This is a genomic window from Sediminibacterium sp., from assembly GCF_051860225.1.
Lineage (GTDB): Bacteria > Bacteroidota > Bacteroidia > Chitinophagales > Chitinophagaceae > Sediminibacterium.
In genome coordinates this window covers 1,430,971-1,452,612 of the sequence record NZ_JBHYEI010000001.1, presented here as the reverse complement: position 1 = coordinate 1,452,612, position 21,642 = coordinate 1,430,971, and the positions used below count along the sequence as shown (strand labels likewise).

General features: G+C 36.1%; 17 protein-coding genes and 1 tRNA gene. 13 read left to right on the top strand and 5 right to left on the bottom strand.

Annotation, left to right across the window (positions count from 1 at the left end):
• Window positions 1-11 precede the first annotated feature (11 nt).
• Window positions 12-218, top strand: coding sequence for a hypothetical protein (locus ACTIEI_RS06275; protein ID WP_295184856.1), 207 nt, complete (start codon window positions 12-14; stop codon window positions 216-218).
• A 48-nt stretch (window positions 219-266) separates the two neighbouring features.
• On the opposite strand, the gene mfd is transcribed toward ACTIEI_RS06275, so the two are convergent.
• Window positions 267-3,686 carry a transcription-repair coupling factor gene (gene mfd, locus ACTIEI_RS06270; protein WP_439505430.1) on the bottom strand — a complete coding sequence of 1,140 codons (3,420 nt, stop codon included), beginning with the start codon at window positions 3,684-3,686 and terminating at the stop codon, window positions 267-269.
• 41 nt (window positions 3,687-3,727) lie between these two features.
• A complete protein-coding gene (locus tag ACTIEI_RS06265; protein ID WP_439505429.1) occupies window positions 3,728-4,192 on the bottom strand; it encodes a hypothetical protein in 465 nt (154 codons plus the stop codon).
• Between the two features lie 83 nt (window positions 4,193-4,275).
• Between ACTIEI_RS06265 and ACTIEI_RS06260 the strand changes: the two genes are divergently transcribed.
• Both ACTIEI_RS06260 and ACTIEI_RS06255 read left to right on the top strand, forming a co-directional pair.
• Window positions 4,276-8,097, top strand: coding sequence for a S8 family serine peptidase (locus ACTIEI_RS06260; protein WP_439505428.1), 3,822 nt, complete (start codon window positions 4,276-4,278; stop codon window positions 8,095-8,097).
• An 86-nt stretch (window positions 8,098-8,183) separates the two neighbouring features.
• A complete protein-coding gene (locus tag ACTIEI_RS06255; RefSeq protein WP_439505427.1) occupies window positions 8,184-8,930 on the top strand; it encodes a ferredoxin--NADP reductase in 747 nt (248 codons plus the stop codon).
• 23 nt (window positions 8,931-8,953) lie between these two features.
• On the opposite strand, the gene ACTIEI_RS06250 is transcribed toward ACTIEI_RS06255, so the two are convergent.
• Window positions 8,954-10,420, bottom strand: a complete 1,467-nt coding sequence (locus tag ACTIEI_RS06250; protein ID WP_439505426.1) for a glycine--tRNA ligase — start codon at window positions 10,418-10,420, stop codon at window positions 8,954-8,956.
• 97 nt (window positions 10,421-10,517) lie between these two features.
• Between ACTIEI_RS06250 and ACTIEI_RS06245 the strand changes: the two genes are divergently transcribed.
• Window positions 10,518-11,924, top strand: coding sequence for an aminopeptidase P family protein (locus tag ACTIEI_RS06245; protein ID WP_439505425.1), 1,407 nt, complete (start codon window positions 10,518-10,520; stop codon window positions 11,922-11,924).
• Between the two features lie 11 nt (window positions 11,925-11,935).
• Here the strand turns inward: ACTIEI_RS06245 and ACTIEI_RS06240 are convergent, their stop codons facing one another.
• Window positions 11,936-12,259: a nucleotide pyrophosphohydrolase gene (locus ACTIEI_RS06240; protein ID WP_439505424.1), complete on the bottom strand. Its 324-nt coding sequence runs from the start codon at window positions 12,257-12,259 to the stop codon at window positions 11,936-11,938.
• Window positions 12,259-12,711: a D-aminoacyl-tRNA deacylase gene (gene dtd, locus ACTIEI_RS06235; protein WP_439505423.1), complete on the bottom strand. Its 453-nt coding sequence runs from the start codon at window positions 12,709-12,711 to the stop codon at window positions 12,259-12,261. The genes ACTIEI_RS06240 and dtd overlap by 1 nt, the downstream gene beginning before the upstream one ends.
• 62 nt (window positions 12,712-12,773) lie before the next feature.
• On the opposite strand from dtd, the gene ACTIEI_RS06230 reads away from it, so the two are divergent.
• The 9 genes from ACTIEI_RS06230 to tig all read left to right on the top strand — a co-directional run bounded on the left by ACTIEI_RS06230 (window position 12,774) and on the right by tig (window position 21,633).
• Complete coding sequence (locus ACTIEI_RS06230) at window positions 12,774-13,481, top strand: MbnP family protein (protein ID WP_439505422.1); 708 nt, start codon at window positions 12,774-12,776, stop codon at window positions 13,479-13,481.
• A 2-nt stretch (window positions 13,482-13,483) separates the two neighbouring features.
• Window positions 13,484-14,557: a cytochrome-c peroxidase gene (locus ACTIEI_RS06225; protein WP_439505421.1), complete on the top strand. Its 1,074-nt coding sequence runs from the start codon at window positions 13,484-13,486 to the stop codon at window positions 14,555-14,557.
• A 36-nt stretch (window positions 14,558-14,593) separates the two neighbouring features.
• Entirely contained in the window at window positions 14,594-16,093 is a 1,500-nt protein-coding gene (locus ACTIEI_RS06220) for an oligosaccharide flippase family protein (RefSeq protein ID WP_439505420.1), read from the top strand.
• A 23-nt stretch (window positions 16,094-16,116) separates the two neighbouring features.
• Window positions 16,117-16,596 carry a GAF domain-containing protein gene (locus tag ACTIEI_RS06215; protein ID WP_439505419.1) on the top strand — a complete coding sequence of 160 codons (480 nt, stop codon included), beginning with the start codon at window positions 16,117-16,119 and terminating at the stop codon, window positions 16,594-16,596.
• 121 nt (window positions 16,597-16,717) lie between these two features.
• On the top strand, window positions 16,718-17,962 hold the full coding sequence (locus tag ACTIEI_RS06210) for a DEAD/DEAH box helicase (protein WP_439505418.1): 1,245 nt from the start codon (window positions 16,718-16,720) through the stop codon (window positions 17,960-17,962).
• Window positions 17,963-17,999: 37 nt separating this feature from the next.
• On the top strand, window positions 18,000-19,241 hold the full coding sequence (locus tag ACTIEI_RS06205) for a serine hydrolase domain-containing protein (RefSeq protein ID WP_439505417.1): 1,242 nt from the start codon (window positions 18,000-18,002) through the stop codon (window positions 19,239-19,241).
• Between the two features lie 92 nt (window positions 19,242-19,333).
• On the top strand, window positions 19,334-20,077 hold the full coding sequence (locus tag ACTIEI_RS06200; protein ID WP_439505416.1) for a sensor histidine kinase: 744 nt from the start codon (window positions 19,334-19,336) through the stop codon (window positions 20,075-20,077).
• Between the two features lie 29 nt (window positions 20,078-20,106).
• Window positions 20,107-20,191: transfer RNA gene (locus ACTIEI_RS06195), tRNA-Leu, on the top strand.
• Window positions 20,192-20,268: 77 nt separating this feature from the next.
• Entirely contained in the window at window positions 20,269-21,633 is a 1,365-nt protein-coding gene (gene tig / locus ACTIEI_RS06190; protein WP_439505415.1) for a trigger factor, read from the top strand.
• Window positions 21,634-21,642 lie beyond the last annotated feature (9 nt).

The following is a 21,642-nucleotide window of genomic DNA, read 5'->3' as shown; positions in this document are numbered from 1 at the left end:
TTCAACACACAATGGACACTTCAAAAATGATTAAAGCATATTGCCTTAAAACAAAGGAAAAAAATGTTCCTATGCAAGATGCAGTAGTAACTAGAACAGCAAAAGGCGGTTATATGGCCGGCGGCCATGATGGCAAAGGAAACAAAATGGCAGCTATCTTAAGTGAAGCAAAAGCTTTACAAGCAATTGCAGATGGTGTTGCTAAGAAAGGATTTTAATCAAATCGATTTTTTTGAAAGCCCCGACTAGTTCGGGGTTTTTTATGCTCAAATCAAGTCATTTCTATTAGCTAAAACGGTAGTATGCATTTTCTGTAAAAAAGAATGCATCTCATCCATACCCTTTATGGGCTCTACTACCATTAAAAACATTTTACCTGCTTGTTTTAATCTTCCTTTATTAGTGCCTGTTTGCAAGTAAGCCAATACCGATTTAAATAAATTTGATTCAAAATAAGGAGAATCAGGTTTATTAATAAAATAACAACGAAGCGTATCTTCTTTTAAAGTCATTTTTTCAAAGCCCAGGTCAACTGCTAATTTTCGGCACCTCACCGTTGTAAATAAATCTTCTACTGAATCTGGCATAGGACCAAATCGATCCAGCATTTCAGCATGAAATAATTGTAATTCGGCTTCACTATCGCAGCTATCTAAACGAGTATATAAAGACAATCTTTCCGTAATACTTTCTACATAATTATCTGGAATCAAAATTTCCAAATCAGTATCTATGGTACAGTCACTAACAAAATCATCTTGCTTACTGATCTCTTCTTTAAACAAATCTTTAAACGAAGTTCTTTTAAGCTCTCGAATGGCTTCCTCCAATATTTTCTGGTACATTTCAAAACCAATTTCTGCCATGAAGCCGCTTTGTTCGCCTCCTAACATATTGCCAGCTCCCCTAATATCCAAATCTCTCATGGCTATCTGAAATCCACTTCCTAAATCGCTAAATTGTTCTAAGGTTTGTAATCTTTTTCTTGAATCCACTGGCAATGTACTCATTGGTGGTGCAAGTAAATAACAAAAAGCTTTTTTATTGCTTCTTCCAACCCTACCTCTTAATTGATGTAAATCACTTAAACCAAACTGATGAGCATTATTAACAATAATGGTATTTACATTGGGTATATCCACTCCACTTTCCACAATATTAGTACAAACCAAGACATCATATTTACGTTCAATAAAATCGAAAATTCTTTCTTCTAATTCATGGCCTTCTAATTGGCCATGGGCAAAACCAATGCTTAAATCAGGACATAGGCCTTGAATAAGTGCACTCATTTCTGCCAATCCGTGTACCCTATTATGGATAAAAAATACTTGTCCCCCTCTTTCTGTTTCAAAATAAATAGTGTCTCTGATAAAGTCCTGATTAAATACTTGTACTTCTGTCTGTATTGGTTGCCTATTAGGGGGCGGGGTGTTAATAATACTTAGATCTCGAGCTCCCATTAAACTAAACTGCAAGGTTCTTGGAATGGGAGTAGCTGTTAATGTAAGACAATCTACATTAGTTTTTAAGGTCTTTAATTTTTCTTTATGACCTACTCCAAACTTTTGCTCTTCATCAATTATCATGATACCCAAATCTTTAAAAGTTACTTCTTTTCCTAGCAACCCATGAGTTCCTACAATAATATCTACTTTACCTTCCTTTACCCTTTGTAATGTTTCCTTTTTCTCTTTTGCAGATTTAAATCTATTAATATAGTCTACTGTAACAGGAAAATCTTTTAATCGATCTTTGAATGTTTTATAATGTTGAAAAGCCAGAATAGTAGTTGGAACTAAAACCGCAGCTTGCTTTCCATCTACTACCGATTTAAAGGCAGCCCTAATAGCAATTTCTGTTTTCCCAAAGCCCACATCACCACATACCAATCGATCCATTGGAGCTTCTTGTTCCATATCCCTTTTTACATCAGCTGTAGCTTTACTTTGATCGGGAGTATCTTCATAAATAAATGATGCTTCTAATTCGGTTTGCATATAATTATCCGGGGCATGCGCAAACCCTTTCTGCGCCTTTCTTTGAGCATAGAGTTTGATTAAATCAAAAGCAATCTCTTTTACTTTGGCTTTTGTTTTTTCTTTTAATCGATTCCATACATCACTACCTAATTTATTTACCTTAGGAACAGTTCCCTCCTTACCAGTGTATTTAGAAATCTTATGGAGCGAATTAATATTAACATATAGAATATCACTGTCTTTATAAATGATTCTTACCGCTTCCTGAATTTTTCCATTCACTTCTAATTTTTGCAACCCACTATAAGTGCCTACACCATGATCAATATGGGTAACATAGTCTCCTGGTTGTAAATCTCGTAGCGTTTTTAAAGTAAGTGCTTTGTTTTTATTATATGCCTGCTTAACCTTGTATTTATGATAACGTTGAAATATTTGGTGATCGGTATAACAAACCAATTTCAACTGATGATCTATAAAGCCTTCATGAATACTAGTTCCAATTGGAGTAAATTGAATCTCGGTGTTTAAATCGGCAAAAATGGTACTGAGCCTTTCTAATTGCTTTACTTGTTCTGCAAAAATGTAAATACCGTATTGTGCACCTTCTAATGCCTTTAAGTCTTTAATCAGCAAATCAAATTGGCGATTAAATGAAGGTTGTGGCTTCACTAAAAAAGCCATATCAAATTGTGCAAAATGAGATTTATAACCAAACTCAATAAGTGGTTTTGTTTCTAAAAGAGTTTTGATTTCATTTGCTTTAATAAAGTCTGTCCAATGTACTTCCTTTAATATATGGTGATCTTCCTCTTCTTGCTGCTTTGTAAAATAACCTTGATCTTGTAATAATAAATAGCCTTCAAAATCTTCCTCTTGTACTCGAATTTTCTCTTCAATAACGTCCCAATCCCTTAGCCAGACAATAGTATTTTCTGGCATAAATTCAAGGAGTGATATTTTTTGCACTGAACCGGCTCCAAATGCTTCTGGCAGTGTATCAACGTTCGGGATAATATTTACCTGCAATAATTTTCGTTCACTTAACTGGGTTTCAGGATCAAAAATTCGAATACTGTCAACTTCATTGCCAAATAATTCTACCCGGTATGGTTTCTCATTTCCGAAAGAATAAATATCTAATATTCCACCACGCAATGCAAACTGACCAGGCTCATAAACAAAGTCAGTTCTTTCAAAACCATACATCACAAACAAATCCATCAGACTATCTGGATTAATGGTATCATTTGTTTTAATGGTAATGATGTTGCTACTAATTGTTTCAGGCAAAATGACTTTTTCAAAAATGGCCTCAGGATAAGTAACAATGATTTTTTTATTTCCACCCCTTGACAATTTGGTAAGGGCCTCCGTACGCAACATCACATGAGAACTATTCAGCAGCTTAAAATTTTTCCTGTTTTTAAAACTAGAAGGGAAATAAAAAAGGTCTAATGCACTCGTTAAATTCTCGATAGTATTATGAAAATACGCTGCTTCCTCTGCATCATTTAAAACAACCAAATGATTGAGCTCCTGCGCTTGCGGATGCATGAATACTGCACTAACAATGAATTCGGCACAACTGCCCTGTAAATTTTGAAGATAGGTTTGTTGAGGATCGGCATAAGTTAGCCTACTCACCAGCTGATTTACTACAGGTGATTGTAAATATTGATCCAATAAATGCTGCAAATTCATATACACATTCCTTATAAAAGGAGTGCAAAGATAAGGGAAGGCTAATTGCTTGCTGTATTATTTACAACCATATTCAATTCGGTCATTTTCCCTTTTTCTACAGTAACTAAATTGATATTATTACGAATATCAAATGAGTTGGCGAAAAACTGTTGATTTACTTGTACAAAAACCGAATAAGTACCTTCAGGCAATTTAGCAATATATGCACCCGTGCTATCTGTATTAGTAGTCATGATTAGCTTGGTGTAAATATTGGTAAACAAAGGCCCTGGAGTCCATTGGTGTGTTCTGTTAATATCTGTAGGTTCGTAAAAAAAGACAGTGGTAAGAAAAGGTTGTGGAACTGAAGGTGGGGCACCAATTCGAGGCATCTGATTACCGCTTATCTTAGAAATTACTCCTTTAACCCCCTGTGTTATTGGGGTATTTGGTTTTTTCTGTGGAGGCTTACAACCTAAAAACAGCAAAAAAGCTGAAACGAATAAAAAAAGAAAAAATCGCATACTACAATTTGAAAGCTGAAAGTATCTAATTTAGAGCATAATAATATAAAATCGGAAGCACAAAGCCGAAAAAATTAAGACTTATGATTAAACGCCTAGGGATATTTACTTTATTGTTGACTATTTTTTCGTTTAGTACCAGTGCCCAAACCTTTACTAATGAGCGCGTACTTAAACTTTCTTCTCAAAAATTAAAATTAGAGCAAGAACTTAATTATATCAAAGCCCTGTCATTAGCAAAAGAGAAAAACTGGGAACTGACTATGAACCTTGACGGAGCAGTGGCCAAGCTAACTGGTGTAGATGCATTTGGATTTCCAATTTATACAAAATCCTATAATAATACCATCGCAGCAGCAACCACAAGGGCTAGTCAATTATGGCCAGGAGGTGCCAGTGGCCTTAATTTATCTGGTAGTACGGAAGCTATGAGAAATAAAATGGGTGTTTGGGAATTTGATGGTATTCCGCTTCCAACTCACGTTGAGTTTAACAATAGAATACAACAAAAAGATAATCCTACCGGTAGTAGTGGAAATGATCATGCTACCCACGTTGCAGGAACTATGATTGCAGCTGGTATTAACCCAATTGCAAAAGGCATGGCTTTTGGAATTCCTAACCTGATTTCTTATGACCATAATAATGATATTACGGAAATGACCAACGAAGCAGCAACTGGGATGCTTCTTTCAAACCATTCATATGGTTTTGTTGCAGGATGGAATTTTAATACAGCACAAAACAGGTGGGAGTTTAACGGCCGGCCGAATGAAAACGAAGATTTCAGATATGGCTGGTATGGTGGCAATGCACTAATTGTGGATTCTATTGCTTACAATGCACCTTTTTATTTAAAAGTATCTGTTGCAGGTAACGACCGAAATAACAACGGTCCTGCTGTAGGTCAACCTTATTTCAGAAGAAATGCCCAAGGCACCATGGCGGATGCAGGTACTAGACCAGCGGGCATTAGTAGTAATGATGGATTCGATATTATTTTAGGATATGGTATTGCCAAAAACAATTTAACCATTGGTGCAGTAAATGGAATTCCTGGAGGCTACAACAAACCGGCCGATGTGGTAATGAGTGCATTCAGTGGATGGGGACCAACAGATGATGGAAGAATTAAACCTGACCTTGTTGCCAATGGCGTAAATGTTACGAGTTCCAGTACCAATGGGAACACCAGTTACAATACCAAAAGTGGTACTTCAATGGCTGGTCCAAACGCAACTGGATCATTGCTTTTATTGCAAGAATATTATACCAAATTGAAGCCTGGCAGCTTTATGCGTTCTGCAACCTTAAAGGCTTTGGCGATACATACTGCCGATGAAGCAGGAAATACCCCTGGGCCAGACTATACTTTTGGTTGGGGTTTGCTCAATGTTCAAAAAGCAGCAGCTGTTTTAAGCAGCGCAATCCCTAGTAACAATGCCAATAACAGTGAACATTTGGTTTATGAATCTGTTTTAAATACTGGATCTAGTTTTACTAAAACAGTAGTTGCTACAGGTAAAATGCCACTTTCTGCAACGATTGTTTGGACAGATCCCCCAGCAACTGTAAATAACGATGCTGCTACTAACTTAAACGACCGAACTAAAAAACTCATCAACGACTTAGACATTAGAATCACTAAAGGATCTCAAACTTTCTTGCCATGGGCCTTGAATGTAGCTGCTCCCTCAGAAGCTGCAACCAAATCAGACAATTCAGTAGATAATGTGGAAAGAGTTGATGTTGAAACGACTATTCCTGGTGAAACTTATACCATCACAGTAAATCATAAAGGAACTATAGCAAGAAATGGACAACAGGCCTACTCATTAGTCATTAGTGGTACTGGAGGAACTGCTTATGCTAACTCAGCAGCTACTACAGGTGGTGCAAGAGTAGATAGTTTGTCTTTTTCTAATCTTCGTTTTAAAAATAGTGCTGGCTGTAAAACATTTACAGATAATACCAATTTGATTGGCAATATTCAGGCAAGAGAAGTTATTCCCGTATTTATTAGAACCACTCCCTGTGATGGAACTGTAAACCCAAGGATTGTAAAAATATTCATTGACTATAACAATGATGGAGACTTTAATGATCAGGGTGAAGAAGTATTTAATAGTAGTGTTCAAACAGGCGAAAGTAGCACAGTGAGCAGTACCATTACCATACCAGATAATGTAAGAGTAGGTGCTATTCATCGTATGAGAGTAGTTACTAGAGAAACTAGCAATACTGCAGATGTTACCCCTACTGGAACCTACCCAAGGGGAGAAACACAAGACTATTTATTAAAGGTAGAAAATCCTGCAAACGATGTGTCTGTAAACAATATCATTTCACCGAGTTCAGGTAGTTGCGAAAACGATAAGCAATATATTACACTTGCCCTTTCGAATAGTGGCTCCAGAGCACAAGCAAATATTCCGTTAACAGTAACTGTTAAATCTGGATCAACCACTGTGGCAACTATTAATACAACTTATGCAGGCACAGTTGCTCCTTTATCAGAGGTAGAATATACTTTACAAACACCATTTAATGCGCAGCCGGGGGTTAATTATACCATCACTGCTGAAACTAAATTATCCACTGATCAGAACATCAGTAATAATATTTTTGAATCAACTGCATTAATTGCTACAAGACCTGCGGCACCTGTAGCACAAGCATCAATTTGCGATAACAATGCCATTTTGAGGGTAACTAATGCTGTTCCTGGAAACTATTTTTGGTACAGTGATGCTACTAGTACAAACCCTATTGCAACTGGAATAAATGTGAATACGAGCATTATACCAGCAAACAGAACTTATTATGTTACTAGAGAAGCTAGAACAAGTACAGGAGCCGCCTCTAAGTTAACCTTCCCTTCAGGAGGATATAATGAGTTTGCAGGAAACTTCATGAAGTTTAATCATACGGTTCCTTTTAAACTAGAAACAGTTAGGATGTATACTGCCAATCCTGGTAAAATTAAAATTACATTAGGTGAAAACCTAACCCCAAGCACAACTACAGAAGGTAGCTTCTCATATAGACCATTGATGAATAAAACATTCGATGTGTTTAATTCTAGACCAACTGCCTCAGGTGCATTAACAGGTGCTTTAACTGAAAACAATCCAAACGACTCTGGATTTATTTACAATGTAAACTGGAATATTCCTAGCAATGGAGATAAATTCATCATTCTAGAATGTAGTGACGATGCGAATGTGTACAGAAACAATGGCATTTCCGGAACCATTTATCCTTTTGGGAATGCAGGCATTATGAGATATACTGGCAATAGTGTATCTCTTACCCCTTCATCTGGGTTAAATGAAAATGCTTTCTGGTATTTCTTCTATGATACTAAAGTTTCAACTGGTTGCGTAAGTGAAAGAGCTACCGTTGTTGCAACACCCAATCAATCACTAACACTTTCATTAGTAGGGGATTCATTAGTATCTAGTATAAAAACAGGGACTTTCCAATGGATTTTTAATGATACCGCTGCAGTTGCTGGAGCAATTACTTCTTCTATCAAGCCAAATCGTTCAGGAAATTACAAGGTGATTGTAACAGATGCATTAGGATGTTCTAAAACATCTAATGGCGTTAATTATACTGTTACTTCAATTACTACAGTTGATCCACAAGAAATTAAATTGTCTGTATCACCTAACCCTAACAACGGCATTTTCCAATTGTCATTTGAAGTCACCAAGAGAAGCGACTTATCAATTGAAATTTTAAATGCTGGTGGTCAAAGGGTTTTCTTAAATACACAATCGGGCTTCTTAGGTAAATACAATAAACAATTAAACTTAAAGCAATTCAGTAGCGAGTTTTACTTATTGAAAATTCAACACGATAAAAAGACTTACTTACAGAAAATTTTAATACAACGGTAATCCAATAAAACTCAATGCAATGCCTCTGTTTCTAACAGGGGCATTGTTTTTTATGGGTAATTCGGTACTTTGTGTAAAACAATGCTATGCTTCAACCCTGGTTAAAATGCGTGGTAATTAAAACGGAAGATATTACCCATAGTACGCGTCGGTTTTGGATTCAAATTCCTGAACTAGCACAGTTTGATTTTGAACCAGGTCAATTTGTAACATTTGATTTGCCCATTCATGAACAGCGCAACAAAAGATGGCGATCTTATTCTATTGCATCTGCACCAGATGGCACTAATGTTTTTGAATTGGTCATAGTATTAATGGAAGATGGATTAGGAACACCACACTTATTTAATGAAGTCAAAATTGGAACTGAGCTATTGGTAAGGGGCCCTCAGGGAAAATTCACGATGCCTCCCATTTTAGATAAAGACCTATATTTAATCTGTACAGGCACAGGAATTGCTCCTTTCAGGTCAATGGTACATCATATTAAGAATAAGCAAATAGCCCATAAGAATATTCACTTAATTTTCGGCTGCAGAGAGTTTAAAGACAGTTTATACGAAGTTGAATTAAGACAATTAGAAAAAGAGTTGTCTGGATTTTATCACCACCCCTGCTTCTCTAGAGAACTAATGGTTGGTCCAGCACAATATTCGGGTTATGTTCACGCTTGCTATAACAAACTAATTGAAGCCCAAAAGGAAATGACCGGGGAAATTCCAGCGGCTTACTTTTACTTATGTGGTTGGAAGAATATGGTTGACGACGCAAAACAAAAAATCATGGAAATAGGGTATGATAAACAAGCCATTCATCTAGAATTATATGGCTAATTCAACATACCCCATTTGATTTTTTAACCTACATGAGAAAGCACAAGTGCTTTTACTTGACCGATGGGTATTCTTTCTTGTAACATACTATCTCTGTAACGAATGGTCACCATTTGGTCTTCCTTAGTTTGATGATCAATAGTTACACAAAAAGGAGTGCCAATAGCATCTTGTCTACGATAACGTTTTCCTATTGCATCTTTTTCTTCATAAAAACATTTAAATGCACCCTTGCAATCGTCCATCAATTCACGGGCAATTTCTGGCAATCCGTCTTTTTTAACCAATGGTAAAATGGCTAATTTATTAGGAGCAATTTTAGCTGGAATTTTTAACACCACCCTGCTATCGGTTGTTCCATCTTCTTTGTTAATGGTTTCTTCTGTGTAAGCATGGCTTAATACTAACAAGAACATTCTATCTAAACCGATAGAAGTTTCAACTACATAAGGGACATAATTTCCAAAAGGCTTTCCAGTTGCTTCATCAATATCATTATCAAAATACTGTTGCTTTTTTTTGCTAAATGCTTGATGACTTTTTAAATCGAAATCTGTTCTACTGTGTATTCCCTCTACCTCTTTAAAACCAAATGGGAATTCAAATTCAATATCTAAAGCTGCATCAGCGTAATGGGCTAATTTTACGTGGTTATGGTAGCGGTATTTTTCTTTGGGCAGTCCTAAACTTAAATGCCAATTTAATCTTTCTTCTTTCCAATAATTATACCATTCCATTTGAGTCCCAGGTCTTACAAAGAACTGCATTTCCATTTGTTCAAATTCTCTCATTCGGAAAATAAACTGACGAGCAACAATCTCATTTCGAAAAGCTTTTCCAGTTTGTGCAATTCCAAAAGGAATTTTCATCCTAGCTGTTTTTTGCACATTTAAAAAATTGACAAAAATTCCCTGAGCTGTTTCAGGTCTTAAATAAATAGTATCTGCGTCCTCTGCAACTGAACCCAATTGAGTAGAGAACATTAAATTAAACTGGCGAATATCAGTCCAATTGCTTGTGCCGCTGACCGAACAAACAATTTGGTGATCGGTAAGCAGTTGCTTTAATCCCACAAAATCTTCCGCTGCTAGCAGTTGTTCCATGGTTGCAATCAATGCATTGGATTCTTCTGTTTTTCCTGCTTCTGATAATTGATCTGCTTTGGCTTCAATTAAATGGTCAACTCGATATCTTTTTTGACTGTCTTTGTTATCAATCATCGGGTCACTAAAATTATCGACGTGACCACTTGCTTTCCAGGTGGTTGGATGCATAAAAATAGCCGCGTCAATGCCCACAATATTCTGGTGCATTTGCGTCATGCTTTTCCACCAATAATCTTTTATATTCTTTTTTAATTCACTTCCATAAGGGCCATAATCGTAAACGGCACTTAAACCATCGTAAATTTCACTACTCTGAAAAACGAAGCCATATTCTTTGGCATGCGAAATAATTGCTTGAAAGGTATTATCTGTTACTGTGCTCATACGGCGGCAAAAATAGGTGATTACCCGTTTATCCAGTAAAATGGGGATTGTTGATTAAAAAAAATTAGCTTAGATATTCAAAATTTAACCGATTAGCATGAAAAAATTATGGCTTTCATTATTATTGCTCCCGCTGTTGGCTACAGCGCAGCAAACCAATATTCAAACCACAGAATACCCCAACGACTATTTAAGCCCCGAATTTCATGCTGGAAGAAGGGCTGCTTTTAAAGAAAAAATGCCCGCTAAATCAGTAGGGATTTTCTTTGCGAGTCAGGTTAGACTTAGAAATGATGATGTAGATTATCAATATGCTCAAAATAAGAATTTCTACTATTTCACTGGTTTAGAAGAGCCCAACTCCCTATTACTGCTGTTTAAAGAACCTACCACTATTATGGGTAAAACAGGCACAGAATTCATTTTTGTACAAAATAGAGATCCACAACGAGAAATGTGGAATGGTAAAATTTTAGGTGTAGAAGGAGTAAGTAATCGTTACAAATTTAATAATGTGTTCCTAAACAAGGATTTCACTTTCGGTACATTTAATTTTAACGACTATGATTCAATATTAACCGCATTTAGGTCTGAAGATATTTTTCAAACCTATCCTAGAACAAGAGACGAATTAAGCAGAATGGCTGGTGTGGTAGATAGTTTGATTAAGCAATATAAAAAACCAATCGCAGCTAGAACTACTTCACAAATTTTAACAGCCTTAAGGGGTATTAAGCAACCAGAAGAAATTAAAATTTTAGAAAGAGCTGCTGCTATTAGCGTAGAAGGCCATAACGAAGTCATCAAAGCAGTAAAACCAGGAATGACTGAATACCAAGCACAAGCAATCATGGAATATTCATTCAAGAAAAATGGGTCAGAATACCCTGGCTATCCAAGCATTAATGGAGCAGCCGAAAACGCTTGTGTATTGCATTACGTAACCAATCTTAAACTCATGAAAGAGGGAGATTTACTCTTGAGTGATTGTGCCGCGGAATATCATGGATATACAGCCGATGTTACTAGAACTGTTCCAGTGAATGGAAAGTTCTCTCCTGAGCAAAAAATTATTTATGAATTGGTTTTAGCAGCCCAAGATTCTGCTATTGCTGTTTGTAAACCAGGTATGCCCTATAGTGGATCCGACGCTACTGCTAGAAGAGTAATCAACAGAAGATTAATTGAATTGGGAATAGCAGCCAACGAAACAGAAGCAAGAAAATATTTCCCACATGGCACTTCACACCATTTAGGCTTAGATGTACACGATTTAGGTATTAGGGGAAATCAACCTTTCGAACCAGGCATGTATTTAACTGTAGAGCCAGGAATTTATATTCCACCGGGTAGCAAATGTGATCCTAAATGGTGGAGTATTGGGGTAAGAATTGAAGACGATATTTTAATTACCAAAGAAGGCAATCGCAACTTATCTGCTGGAGCGCCTAGAACCGTAGCGGAAATTGAAAAATTGGCCAAAGTCAAAACCATTTTTAATTAAACAAAACGCAACTATAACTTGGGGTTATTCTTATGTCTGTCTTTGTCTCTTAGGGTTTTCTTCTCTATATTTTTTTGCAAAGCTTCCGTAAGATTAACCCCAGTTTGGTTAGCTAAACAAATTAACACCCATAATACATCTGCCATTTCATCGGCCAACGCTTCTTGGTTCTCTTGCCCCTTGAAAGACTGTTCTCCATATTTACGAACCATGATCCTGCTAAGCTCCCCTACTTCTTCCATTAGTATCCCAAGATTGGTTAATTCGTTAAAATACCGAACACCAATGATTTGTATCCATTGATCTACTTGTGTTTGTGCTTGTTGAATGGTCATTATTCTTTGTTTTTTGAATCAATTAAAATGGTTACCGGACCGTCATTTAACAAAGCTACTTTCATATCTGCACCAAAAATGCCTGTTTCAATAGGCTTTCCCAACTCATCAGCCAATCGTTGTTTAAAACTTTCGTACAAGGGGATGGCGATAGCTGGTTTTGAAGCTTTTATATAAGACGGACGATTCCCCTTTTTGGTACTGGCATGCAAAGTAAATTGACTAACCAACAAAATGGATCCATCAATGTCTTTAACGGAGCAATTCATTACCCCGTTTTCGTCATTAAAAATGCGCAGGTTCACAATTTTATTACACAACCAATCAATATCGTCAGTATTATCTGCATCTTCAATTCCTACCAATACCAATAGGCCGAATTTAATTTGTCCGTTCACTTTATGATCAATAGTTACAGAAGCTTCTGAAACTCTTTGAATTACTACTCTCATGCAATGATTTTTATACGAAATTTGAAAAGCTAAGATAGCTAATCGTAAAAACAAACCGGCTGATGCAACAAAATCGGAAAAAAATCATCGTCTTTCTTCAATGCTTTTTTGCTTGTACAATATGCTATAGCCAATCTAGCATTCAATTTAATACCTACTTTAATAACCAATACTGGAAAGAAGATAGTACTTATTATAATAGTGCAAAAGAAGCTTTGCAGATTAATCGTTTGATGTTTTACACGTCAAAATGGAAGGCAATAAATAGCCAGAATGATACCATTGAATTATCTAAAGAGCACTATTTAATCAATATAGAAGATGCTTCATCATTACAGCTCCCTTTTCTTATCCCTGCAAGTACCCAAAAAATAGTATTCAATATTGGAGTAGATTCAATTAAAAATACAACTGGTATTCAAACGGGTGTTTTAGACCCTGCAAAAGGCATGTTCTGGACATGGCGTACTGGCTATATTATGGCTAAAATGCAAGGTACTTCTTCAAATGCAGCTACTGCTGGCAAACGATTTAGTTATGAAGTAGGGGGATTTCAATCGCCGTATAACACAGTTAGAACAATTGTTTTAGAACTCACCCCCAATCAAGCGAAAAAAAAAGCCATTTTCATAGAAACGCATTTGGAAAAATGGTTCGATGGAAAACATTTAATTCAAATTGCTGAATCGCCTAACTGCCATAATGCTGGGAAACTAGCGATGCAACTGGCAGACAATTATTCCACGATGTTCACTATCCGTAGCAACTAATTATGAAAATAAACAGCCTCCTATTAGTGATTATTACAATAATGTTTTTTTGTGTTGGCTTTGTAAAAAGAGAAGCCCAATTACACTTAAATAAAAAAGTCGTTTTCACTATACCGAAAGGATGGCCAGCACCTTCTTATGACTTTTCACAAAATCCACTAACTGAAGCAGGAATTGCACTAGGGAAAAAACTGTTTTACGAAGTTCAACTGAGTAAAAACAATACCATTTCTTGTGGAAGTTGCCATCAACAATTTGGCGCTTTTAATAGCTATGATCACCCATTAAGTCATGGCATAGACAATGCCTTAACAACCCGCAATGCCCCTTCCTTGTTTAATCTAGCCTGGCAAAAAGAGTTTATGTGGGACGGAGGGATTAATCACCTTGATCTACAACCTTTGGCGCCAATTACTGCACATAATGAAATGGGAGAAGACATTAATAATGTTTTGGCTAAACTCAAAAAAAGCAAAGAATATCCTAAACTATTTAAAGCGGCATTTGGAGATATTACTATCAACACCCAACGATTGGGTAAATCATTGAGTCAGTTTTTATTAACGTTAGTGAGTAGTAATAGCAAATACGACCAAGTAATGCGAGGCAAAGACAGCTTCAATTTACCAGAGAAATTAGGGTATGCTATTTTTAAAACTAAATGCGCGCAATGCCACACGGAACCGCTTTTTACTAATTATAGCTATACCAATATAGGCATGCCATTGGATCCATTTTTAAAAGACTTAGGGCGCATGAATATTACCAATAACCCAATTGATTCTTTAAAATTTAGGATACCTAGTTTACGCAATGTAACAGTGAGTTTTCCTTATGGTCATGATGGTAGATTTTTTTCTTTAATGAGCGTTTTTGAACACTATCGTACTAAAATGCAAGTTGGACCTACTACTGATACATTACTGAAAAATAAACTGCCCTTGAGCAATTATGAAATAGGACAATTGAAAGCCTTTTTACAAACATTAACCGATTCCGTTTTTTTGAGAAACCCACAATTTGCAGAACCAGGTGTGTTACTTAACAGCATTGCCCCATTAGACCAACACAACTGATTACAATACCTTATTTTTGAATCTTAGATTATTATTTTGAGTGAGATAAAAAAATTGGCAGGTCAAACTTTGTGGTATGGAGTACCCACTATTGCGAGTAGATTCTTAGGGTACCTAATGAATCTATCTTTGCCACTTTTCTTTGCACAGCCTTCCACCACTGCAGATCTTACACAGATTTATGCCATTATTCCATTTTTGAATGTAGTGTTCACTTATGGACTAGAGACAGCGTATTTTAGGTTTAGTAAAGAAGAAGATCCAATTAAGTTGTATAGCACATTATCTATTGCATTATTGGGTTCTACTTTTTTATTTACTGGCATACTATGGTATTTTAGTGGGCATCTAATTGAATGGGCAAATTTGCAAGCACATCCTGAGTTTATTAACTGGATGATAGGCATTTTATTTTTTGACACCCTTAGCACATTGGCATTTGCAAAGTTGAGACAAGAAAACAGACCTAAAAAATACGCAGCAGTTCGACTGTCAAGCGTATTAGTCAATTTAACTACTGTGCTTTTATTCATCGGTTGGATTCCTTATAAATTGCAACAAGACCCAAATTCATGGCTAACCATTTTTACTGAAAACAATATCGGAATTGGCTATTATTTAATAGGCAATTTAGCAGGTAGCCTATTAACTTTTCTGCTCCTTTTTAATGAGTTTAGAAAAATCAGTATTCAGTTTAGCGTTCCGCTATTTAAAAAAGTAATGGAATATAGTTACCCGTTAATTATTGTGGGAATGGGCGGTATGGTAAATGATATGTTGAGTAGATTAATTTACCAGCATGCAGTTAATTTACCGATAGATGAGGCCAAACATGAATTGGGTATTTTTGGAAATATTTTCAGATTAGCCGTATTGATTACCATTTTGATACAAGCATTTAGAATGGCAGCAGAGCCTTTTTTCTTTAAACAAAAAGGGGAAGAAAATGCACAAAAAGTGTATGCACGCGTTATGAAGTTCTTTGTGATTGCCTGCTGCTTTATGTTTTTGTTTATTAGCTTATTTATAGAAGTTTTTGGATGGTTCTTTATTGCCATCAATAAACCACTCTGGGTTCAGGGCTTAGAAGTGGTGCCCTTATTAGCATTGGGCAATATTTTCTTAGGGATTTATTACAATTTAAGTATTTGGTATAAACTGACTGACAAAAATAATTATGGTGCAATGATCACCGTAGCAGGAGCACTAATCACCATTGGATTGAATATTTTATTGATTCCCACCTTACATTATTTAGGTGCTGCATTAGCTACTTTTTTATGCTATTTATTCATGATGTTGGTCAGTTACTATTTGGGACAGCAACATTATCGAGTTCCTTATGCGACTAAAAAACTAACAGCATATTTAGCTGTAGTTATAATCCTCTATGGTCTTCAAAAGTTAATTCTCTATTTTTTCCCTCATCTATGGTTGGGTATATTGATAGGATTTATTTTCATAGGGCTATTCACCTGGCTGGTATCTTGGGCCGAACAAAAAGAATTGGTTAAACTTTTTAAGAAAGCCAATTAGTTACCCATGATTATCTTTGCATTATGGCAGAAGATTTAAACATTATTCAAGGTTCAAAAGAGGAACAATATCAAGCACTCATTCCTCAGATTAAAGGGCTATTAGATGGCGAGAATAATTTAATTGCCAACTTAGCCAATATGGCTGCTGCCTTAAAAGAGCAGTTTGGTTGGTTTTGGGTAGGCTTTTATTTAGTTGAACGATATGAATTGGTTTTAGGGCCTTTTCAAGGTCCTGTTGCATGCACCCGAATAAAAAAAGGCAAGGGCGTTTGCGGAACAAGTTGGGAGCAAGAAAAAACATTAATTGTACCCGATGTTGAAAAATTTCCAGGTCATATTGCATGCAGTAGTTTGTCTAAATCTGAAATAGTAGTGCCGCTTGTAAAAGATGGAATAGTGTGGGGGGTATTAGATGTAGACAGCAGTGAATATGATCAATTTGATGAAACAGATCAGCTTTATTTGGAACAAATAGTAGGGCTTTTAGCCAAAATTGATTAGCTTTGCATTATTCATATACTCTCTCGGTTAGACTGGAATCTACTTCAGTGACAAGGTAATCCCATCAATAGTTAGGCTATATAGCACTTGATATTTCAGGTGTTCACTTAAATCACATAATGTGTTATTCAAAGAATTAGAACTCATTGAGCCAATCTTGCATGCGCTCGAAACAGAAGGGTACGTAAATCCTACCCCTATTCAGCAACAAGCCATTCCATTGGCATTGGCTGGAAGAGATTTATTGGGTTGCGCCCAAACCGGTACAGGTAAAACAGCTGCATTTGCCATTCCTATTTTACAGTTGGTTTGCAAAACACAAATTGGGGGAAATTATAGCAAAGGGATTAAAGCCCTTATCTTAACGCCTACTAGAGAATTAGCTATTCAGATTGATGAAAGTTTTGCTGCATATGGCAAAAACTTAAGAATGAAGCACCAAGTGATTTTTGGTGGAGTTTCGCAGGTGCATCAAGTAAATGCTTTACGCAATGGAGTAGATATTTTGGTTGCAACACCAGGCCGATTATTAGATTTAATGCAACAAGGTTATGTTCGTTTAAACGATATCCAATTTTTTGTATTAGACGAAGCGGATCGCATGTTAGATATGGGATTTATCAACGATGTAAAAAAGATTGTTGCCAAATTACCCGCAAAAAAACAGACACTATTTTTCTCTGCAACGATGCCTCCTGAAATTGAAAAATTATCTACTACACTTTTACACAATCCTGCAAAAGTAGAAGTAACACCCGTTTCTTCTACAGTAGAGAAAATAGAACAAGCAGTTTATTTTGTAGAGAAGGAGCATAAAAAACATTTGTTGAATGAGTTATTAAAGGATCAACAAATTCAAACAGCATTAGTATTCACGAGAACTAAACATGGTGCGGATAAAGTAGTAAAAGACCTTACCAAACAAGGGATTACTGCAGAAGCCATACATGGAAATAAATCACAGAATGCAAGGCAGCGTGCATTAACCAATTTTAAAGCAGGCACTACTAGAATCTTAGTAGCAACAGATATTGCAGCTAGGGGAATTGATATTGATTTACTTTCGCACGTATTTAATTATGAACTTCCGAATATTCCTGAAACCTATGTTCACCGGATTGGAAGAACAGGTAGAGCAGGTGCTAGTGGAATGGCTGTCTCTTTTTGCGATGCGGAAGAAAGGGCTTATTTAAAAGATATTCAGAAACTAATCAAAATTCAACTACCTGTTGTAACGAACCACGCTTATCATTCTGAAGCTCCTGTGGTAAGTAGTTTTAAACTACCTGAGCGAAATAGAAGACCTCAACAACAAAATAGAACAAGGAAGTTTAGCTATCATAAATCTGCTCAAACACGCGGATAAACTTCTTTTCCTAAACGATAATGCTTAATTTGAATCCATGATTAAGCATTATCGTTTTTTATTGATTGCACTAATACTTTCTATTCATTGCTTTAGCCAATCTAAGAAAGCAGTAACCCCTCCATTGTATTATCCTTCATTACATTCTTGGGAAAAAAGAATTCCAGAAAGTTTTGGCATCTCCAATGCTGCCATTCAAAAAGCAATTGAAACTGCGCAACAGTCGGAGTCTGCCAATCCACGCAGTATGGAAGAAAATCATTACAAAACATTTGGCAAAGAGCCATTTGGAGATGGGATAGGGCCATTTGAAGACAGAGGTGATCAAACGGGGATTATTGTTTACAAAGGTTATAAAATTGCTGAATGGGGTACTCCACTGAAATGCGATATGACCCATAGTGTTGCTAAAAGCTTTTTGTCTACTGTTGTAGGATTAGCAGTAGATCAGCAGCTAATTCATTCTGTAAATGATTTAGTTGCTCCTTATATTCCGCCTATTGAACTATTTCAAACCTATCCTATTTCCAAACCTGCAGAACAATTTAAACAACCAGAATTACTACAACCATTCAATACGCCCCACAATAAAACCATCACTTGGGAATCCATGTTAAGGCAAACAAGTGATTGGGAAGGAACTTTATGGGGAAAACCTGATTGGGCAGACAGACCTGATGCAGATATGCAAAAATGGCTAAACAGAAAAAGAAATACACCTGGAACTGTTTACGAGTATAATGATGTAAGAGTAAATGCTTTGGCCTTAGCTATTACCAGTGTATTTAGAAAACCTTTACCGGTTATACTTAAACAACATATCATGGATCCAATTGGAGCTTCTAATACTTGGAGGTGGACTGGCTATAGAAACGCATGGATAGTGTTAGACGGACAACCCATACAATCAGTTAGCGGGGGTGGGCATTGGGGTGGAGGTATGTTTATTAACGCCGAAGATATGGCCCGATTTGGACTTCTTCACTTACGCAACGGAAAGTGGAACAATCAACAATTGATTACTGAAAATTGGATTAAGCAATCTAGTACTCCAGGGTCTGCTAACACCGACTATGGTTACATGAATTTTTTCTTAAACACCAATCGAAAATTTTTACCCGCTGCACCTGAATCAGCGATTGTTCATTTAGGTAATGGCAACAATATAATTTACGTAGATAAAGAGAACGATTTAGTTGTGGTGTTAAGATGGATTAGCCAAAAAGGCATAAACGACACAATAGGAGCAATCTTGAATGCATTAAAAACGTATAAATAAATCGCCACATGACGAATATTTAATAAAACAAAAAATCATTTGAAGAAATACCTAATTTTAGGTAAGTTCAGCCCCCAGCCCATTTAAAAGCCATGATTAATCCTATAGCAACTTCAATGGAAAGCTTAGAAGAGCAAAATAAAAAATTGCTAAAAACGCAATATGCGCTCGAAAAAAAAGTAAGTCAATTGAAAGATTTTGCAGGTATCATCACCCATGATGTTAGAGGACCTGCACATAATATTTCAAAAATGCTCGAAATGTACGAGAGTACGGATGATCCTGAATTGAAGAAGGCTTCAATGGATTATTTAAAAAAAATCAGCAAAGATCTTACCAACAACTTAAATGAGTTAATTCAAATTTTACAGATTCATTTAGAAAAAGATATCCCTGCCTCAGATTGCCTTTTTGAAGAAGTAATCAATAGTGCAGTTTTACAATTACAAGATGTTATTCAACAAAAAGAAGCAAAAATTTCACTTTCACTCAACATCAAACAAATACTTTATCCTAGGGTTTACTTACAAAGTATTGTTTACAATTTATTGAGCAATAGCCTTAAATACACTAAGCCCAATACTGCCCCAATCATATTGATTGAAACTTACGAGGAAGATGGGAATTACTTTCTTACCATTAGTGACAATGGTTTAGGCATAGACCTAAATAAATTTGGCCATTTACTATTTAAATTTCAAAAAAGCTTTCACAGTGGGTTTGACAGTAAAGGAATTGGCCTTTATTTAATTAAAAACCAAATAGAAGAGCAGGGCGGAGCAATCGAATGTTCAAGTGAAGCAGGTATTGGAACCAAATTTACTGTTCGTTTTTAAAAAAATCCCCTATTTTTGCCGTCCAAAATGCGGATGTGGCGAAATTGGCAGACGCACTAGACTTAGGATCTAGCGCCGCGAGGCATGTAGGTTCGACCCCTATCATCCGCACCAAACCACCTTTAAAAGGTGGTTTTTTTGTGCGAATCCCCTACCTTTGCAGCCCGAATTTAAGTTTATAAAACTCCTATATGGCTACAATTACCAGAGAAAACATTGGCTTATTAAATGATAAGCTTACCGTTACCCTTACAAAGGATGATTACCTTAAAGGCTTTGAAACAAGTCTTAAGAAGTATGCTAAAACAGCCAATATCCCAGGTTTTAGAAAAGGAATGGTTCCTACTGGTTTGGTTAAAAAAATGTATGGTCAGGGTGTATTTTCTGACGAAGTACTTCGCAAAGTAGAACAAGAAATGAACGCGTATATGGCAAAAGAGCAAATTGACATTTTTGCTCAACCACTGCCATTAGAAAACGACGCGCGCGTTTTAGATATGAATAATCCAATTGATTATGCTTTTTCTTTTGAAATTGGATTGAAGCCAAACTTTGAAGTAGACTTATCTAAATTCACTGGAACTCGTTATGTTGTAACTGTTACAGATGAAATGATTAATGATGAAGTGGCTAGACTTCAAACCCGTTTCGGCAAAATGACTGAACCTGAATTAGTTAGCAGCGAAGACAATGTATTGAACGTAACTTTTACCGAAACAGATGAAAAAGGAAATATCATCGAAAACGGCATTACAAAAGACAATTCTTTATTAGTTAAATACTTTGCTGAAGGATTTCGCAATAATTTAATGGGGAAGAAAAAAGAGGATGTGGTGAACTTGCAAATCAAGACTGCTTTTGAAGATAAAGAAGCCGAAACCATTTTATCCGATCTTGGATTAACCAAAGATGATGCAGACAAGCATTTTAATTTATTAATTACTAAAGTTGGCTTGGTAGAGAAAGCTGAATTGAACGAAGAGTTGTTCATTCAAATTTACCCTGGAAACGATCAAATAAAAACAGAAGCCGATCTTAGAAATGAGATCAAATCAGAAATCGAGAAATACTACGCTCAATCTGCCCAAAATCAAGTACATGACCAAATTTATCATTACTTGGTTGACCATATTAATATGGATTTTCCTGAAAGTTTCTTGAAGCGTTGGCTACAAAATGGCGGCGAAAAACCTAAAACTGCAGAAGAAGCAGAGGCAGAATTCCCTGCATTTGTAAAGCAATTGAAATGGACTTTAATTAGTAGCAAACTAACACAAGACAATAAGATTGAAGTTTTACCAGAAGATATTCGCAACTTCGCAAAAATGCAATTGTTTAGTTACATGGGCAATCAATTAGGTGCTTTAGGAGATAATCAACAGTGGGTTGATGACTATGCTAATCGAATGATGCAGGATAAAAAATTTGTTGAAGACAGCTATCATAGAATCAATGCAGAAAAATTATTTGATGCATTAGGTGCTCAAGTAAAAGCAAATGACGAACCCATTAGCGCAGATGATTTTGCCAAGAAATTAGAGCATCATCATCATTGATAAATAAGT

Excerpts from the sequence above, each read along its gene's own strand:
- ACTIEI_RS06275 (WP_295184856.1), top strand. The coding sequence starts at position 12 with ATGGACACTTCAAAAATGATTAAAGCATATTGCCTTAAAACAAAGGAA.
- mfd (WP_439505430.1), bottom strand. The coding sequence starts at position 3,686 with ATGAATTTGCAGCATTTATTGGATCAATATTTACAATCACCTGTAGTA.
- ACTIEI_RS06265 (WP_439505429.1), bottom strand. The coding sequence starts at position 4,192 with ATGCGATTTTTTCTTTTTTTATTCGTTTCAGCTTTTTTGCTGTTTTTA.
- ACTIEI_RS06260 (WP_439505428.1), top strand. The coding sequence starts at position 4,276 with ATGATTAAACGCCTAGGGATATTTACTTTATTGTTGACTATTTTTTCG.
- ACTIEI_RS06255 (WP_439505427.1), top strand. The coding sequence starts at position 8,184 with ATGCTTCAACCCTGGTTAAAATGCGTGGTAATTAAAACGGAAGATATT.
- ACTIEI_RS06250 (WP_439505426.1), bottom strand. The coding sequence starts at position 10,420 with ATGAGCACAGTAACAGATAATACCTTTCAAGCAATTATTTCGCATGCC.
- ACTIEI_RS06245 (WP_439505425.1), top strand. The coding sequence starts at position 10,518 with ATGAAAAAATTATGGCTTTCATTATTATTGCTCCCGCTGTTGGCTACA.
- ACTIEI_RS06240 (WP_439505424.1), bottom strand. The coding sequence starts at position 12,259 with ATGACCATTCAACAAGCACAAACACAAGTAGATCAATGGATACAAATC.
- dtd (WP_439505423.1), bottom strand. The coding sequence starts at position 12,711 with ATGAGAGTAGTAATTCAAAGAGTTTCAGAAGCTTCTGTAACTATTGAT.
- ACTIEI_RS06230 (WP_439505422.1), top strand. The coding sequence starts at position 12,774 with ATGCAACAAAATCGGAAAAAAATCATCGTCTTTCTTCAATGCTTTTTT.
- ACTIEI_RS06225 (WP_439505421.1), top strand. The coding sequence starts at position 13,484 with ATGAAAATAAACAGCCTCCTATTAGTGATTATTACAATAATGTTTTTT.
- ACTIEI_RS06215 (WP_439505419.1), top strand. The coding sequence starts at position 16,117 with ATGGCAGAAGATTTAAACATTATTCAAGGTTCAAAAGAGGAACAATAT.
- ACTIEI_RS06205 (WP_439505417.1), top strand. The coding sequence starts at position 18,000 with ATGATTAAGCATTATCGTTTTTTATTGATTGCACTAATACTTTCTATT.
- ACTIEI_RS06200 (WP_439505416.1), top strand. The coding sequence starts at position 19,334 with ATGATTAATCCTATAGCAACTTCAATGGAAAGCTTAGAAGAGCAAAAT.
- tig (WP_439505415.1), top strand. The coding sequence starts at position 20,269 with ATGGCTACAATTACCAGAGAAAACATTGGCTTATTAAATGATAAGCTT.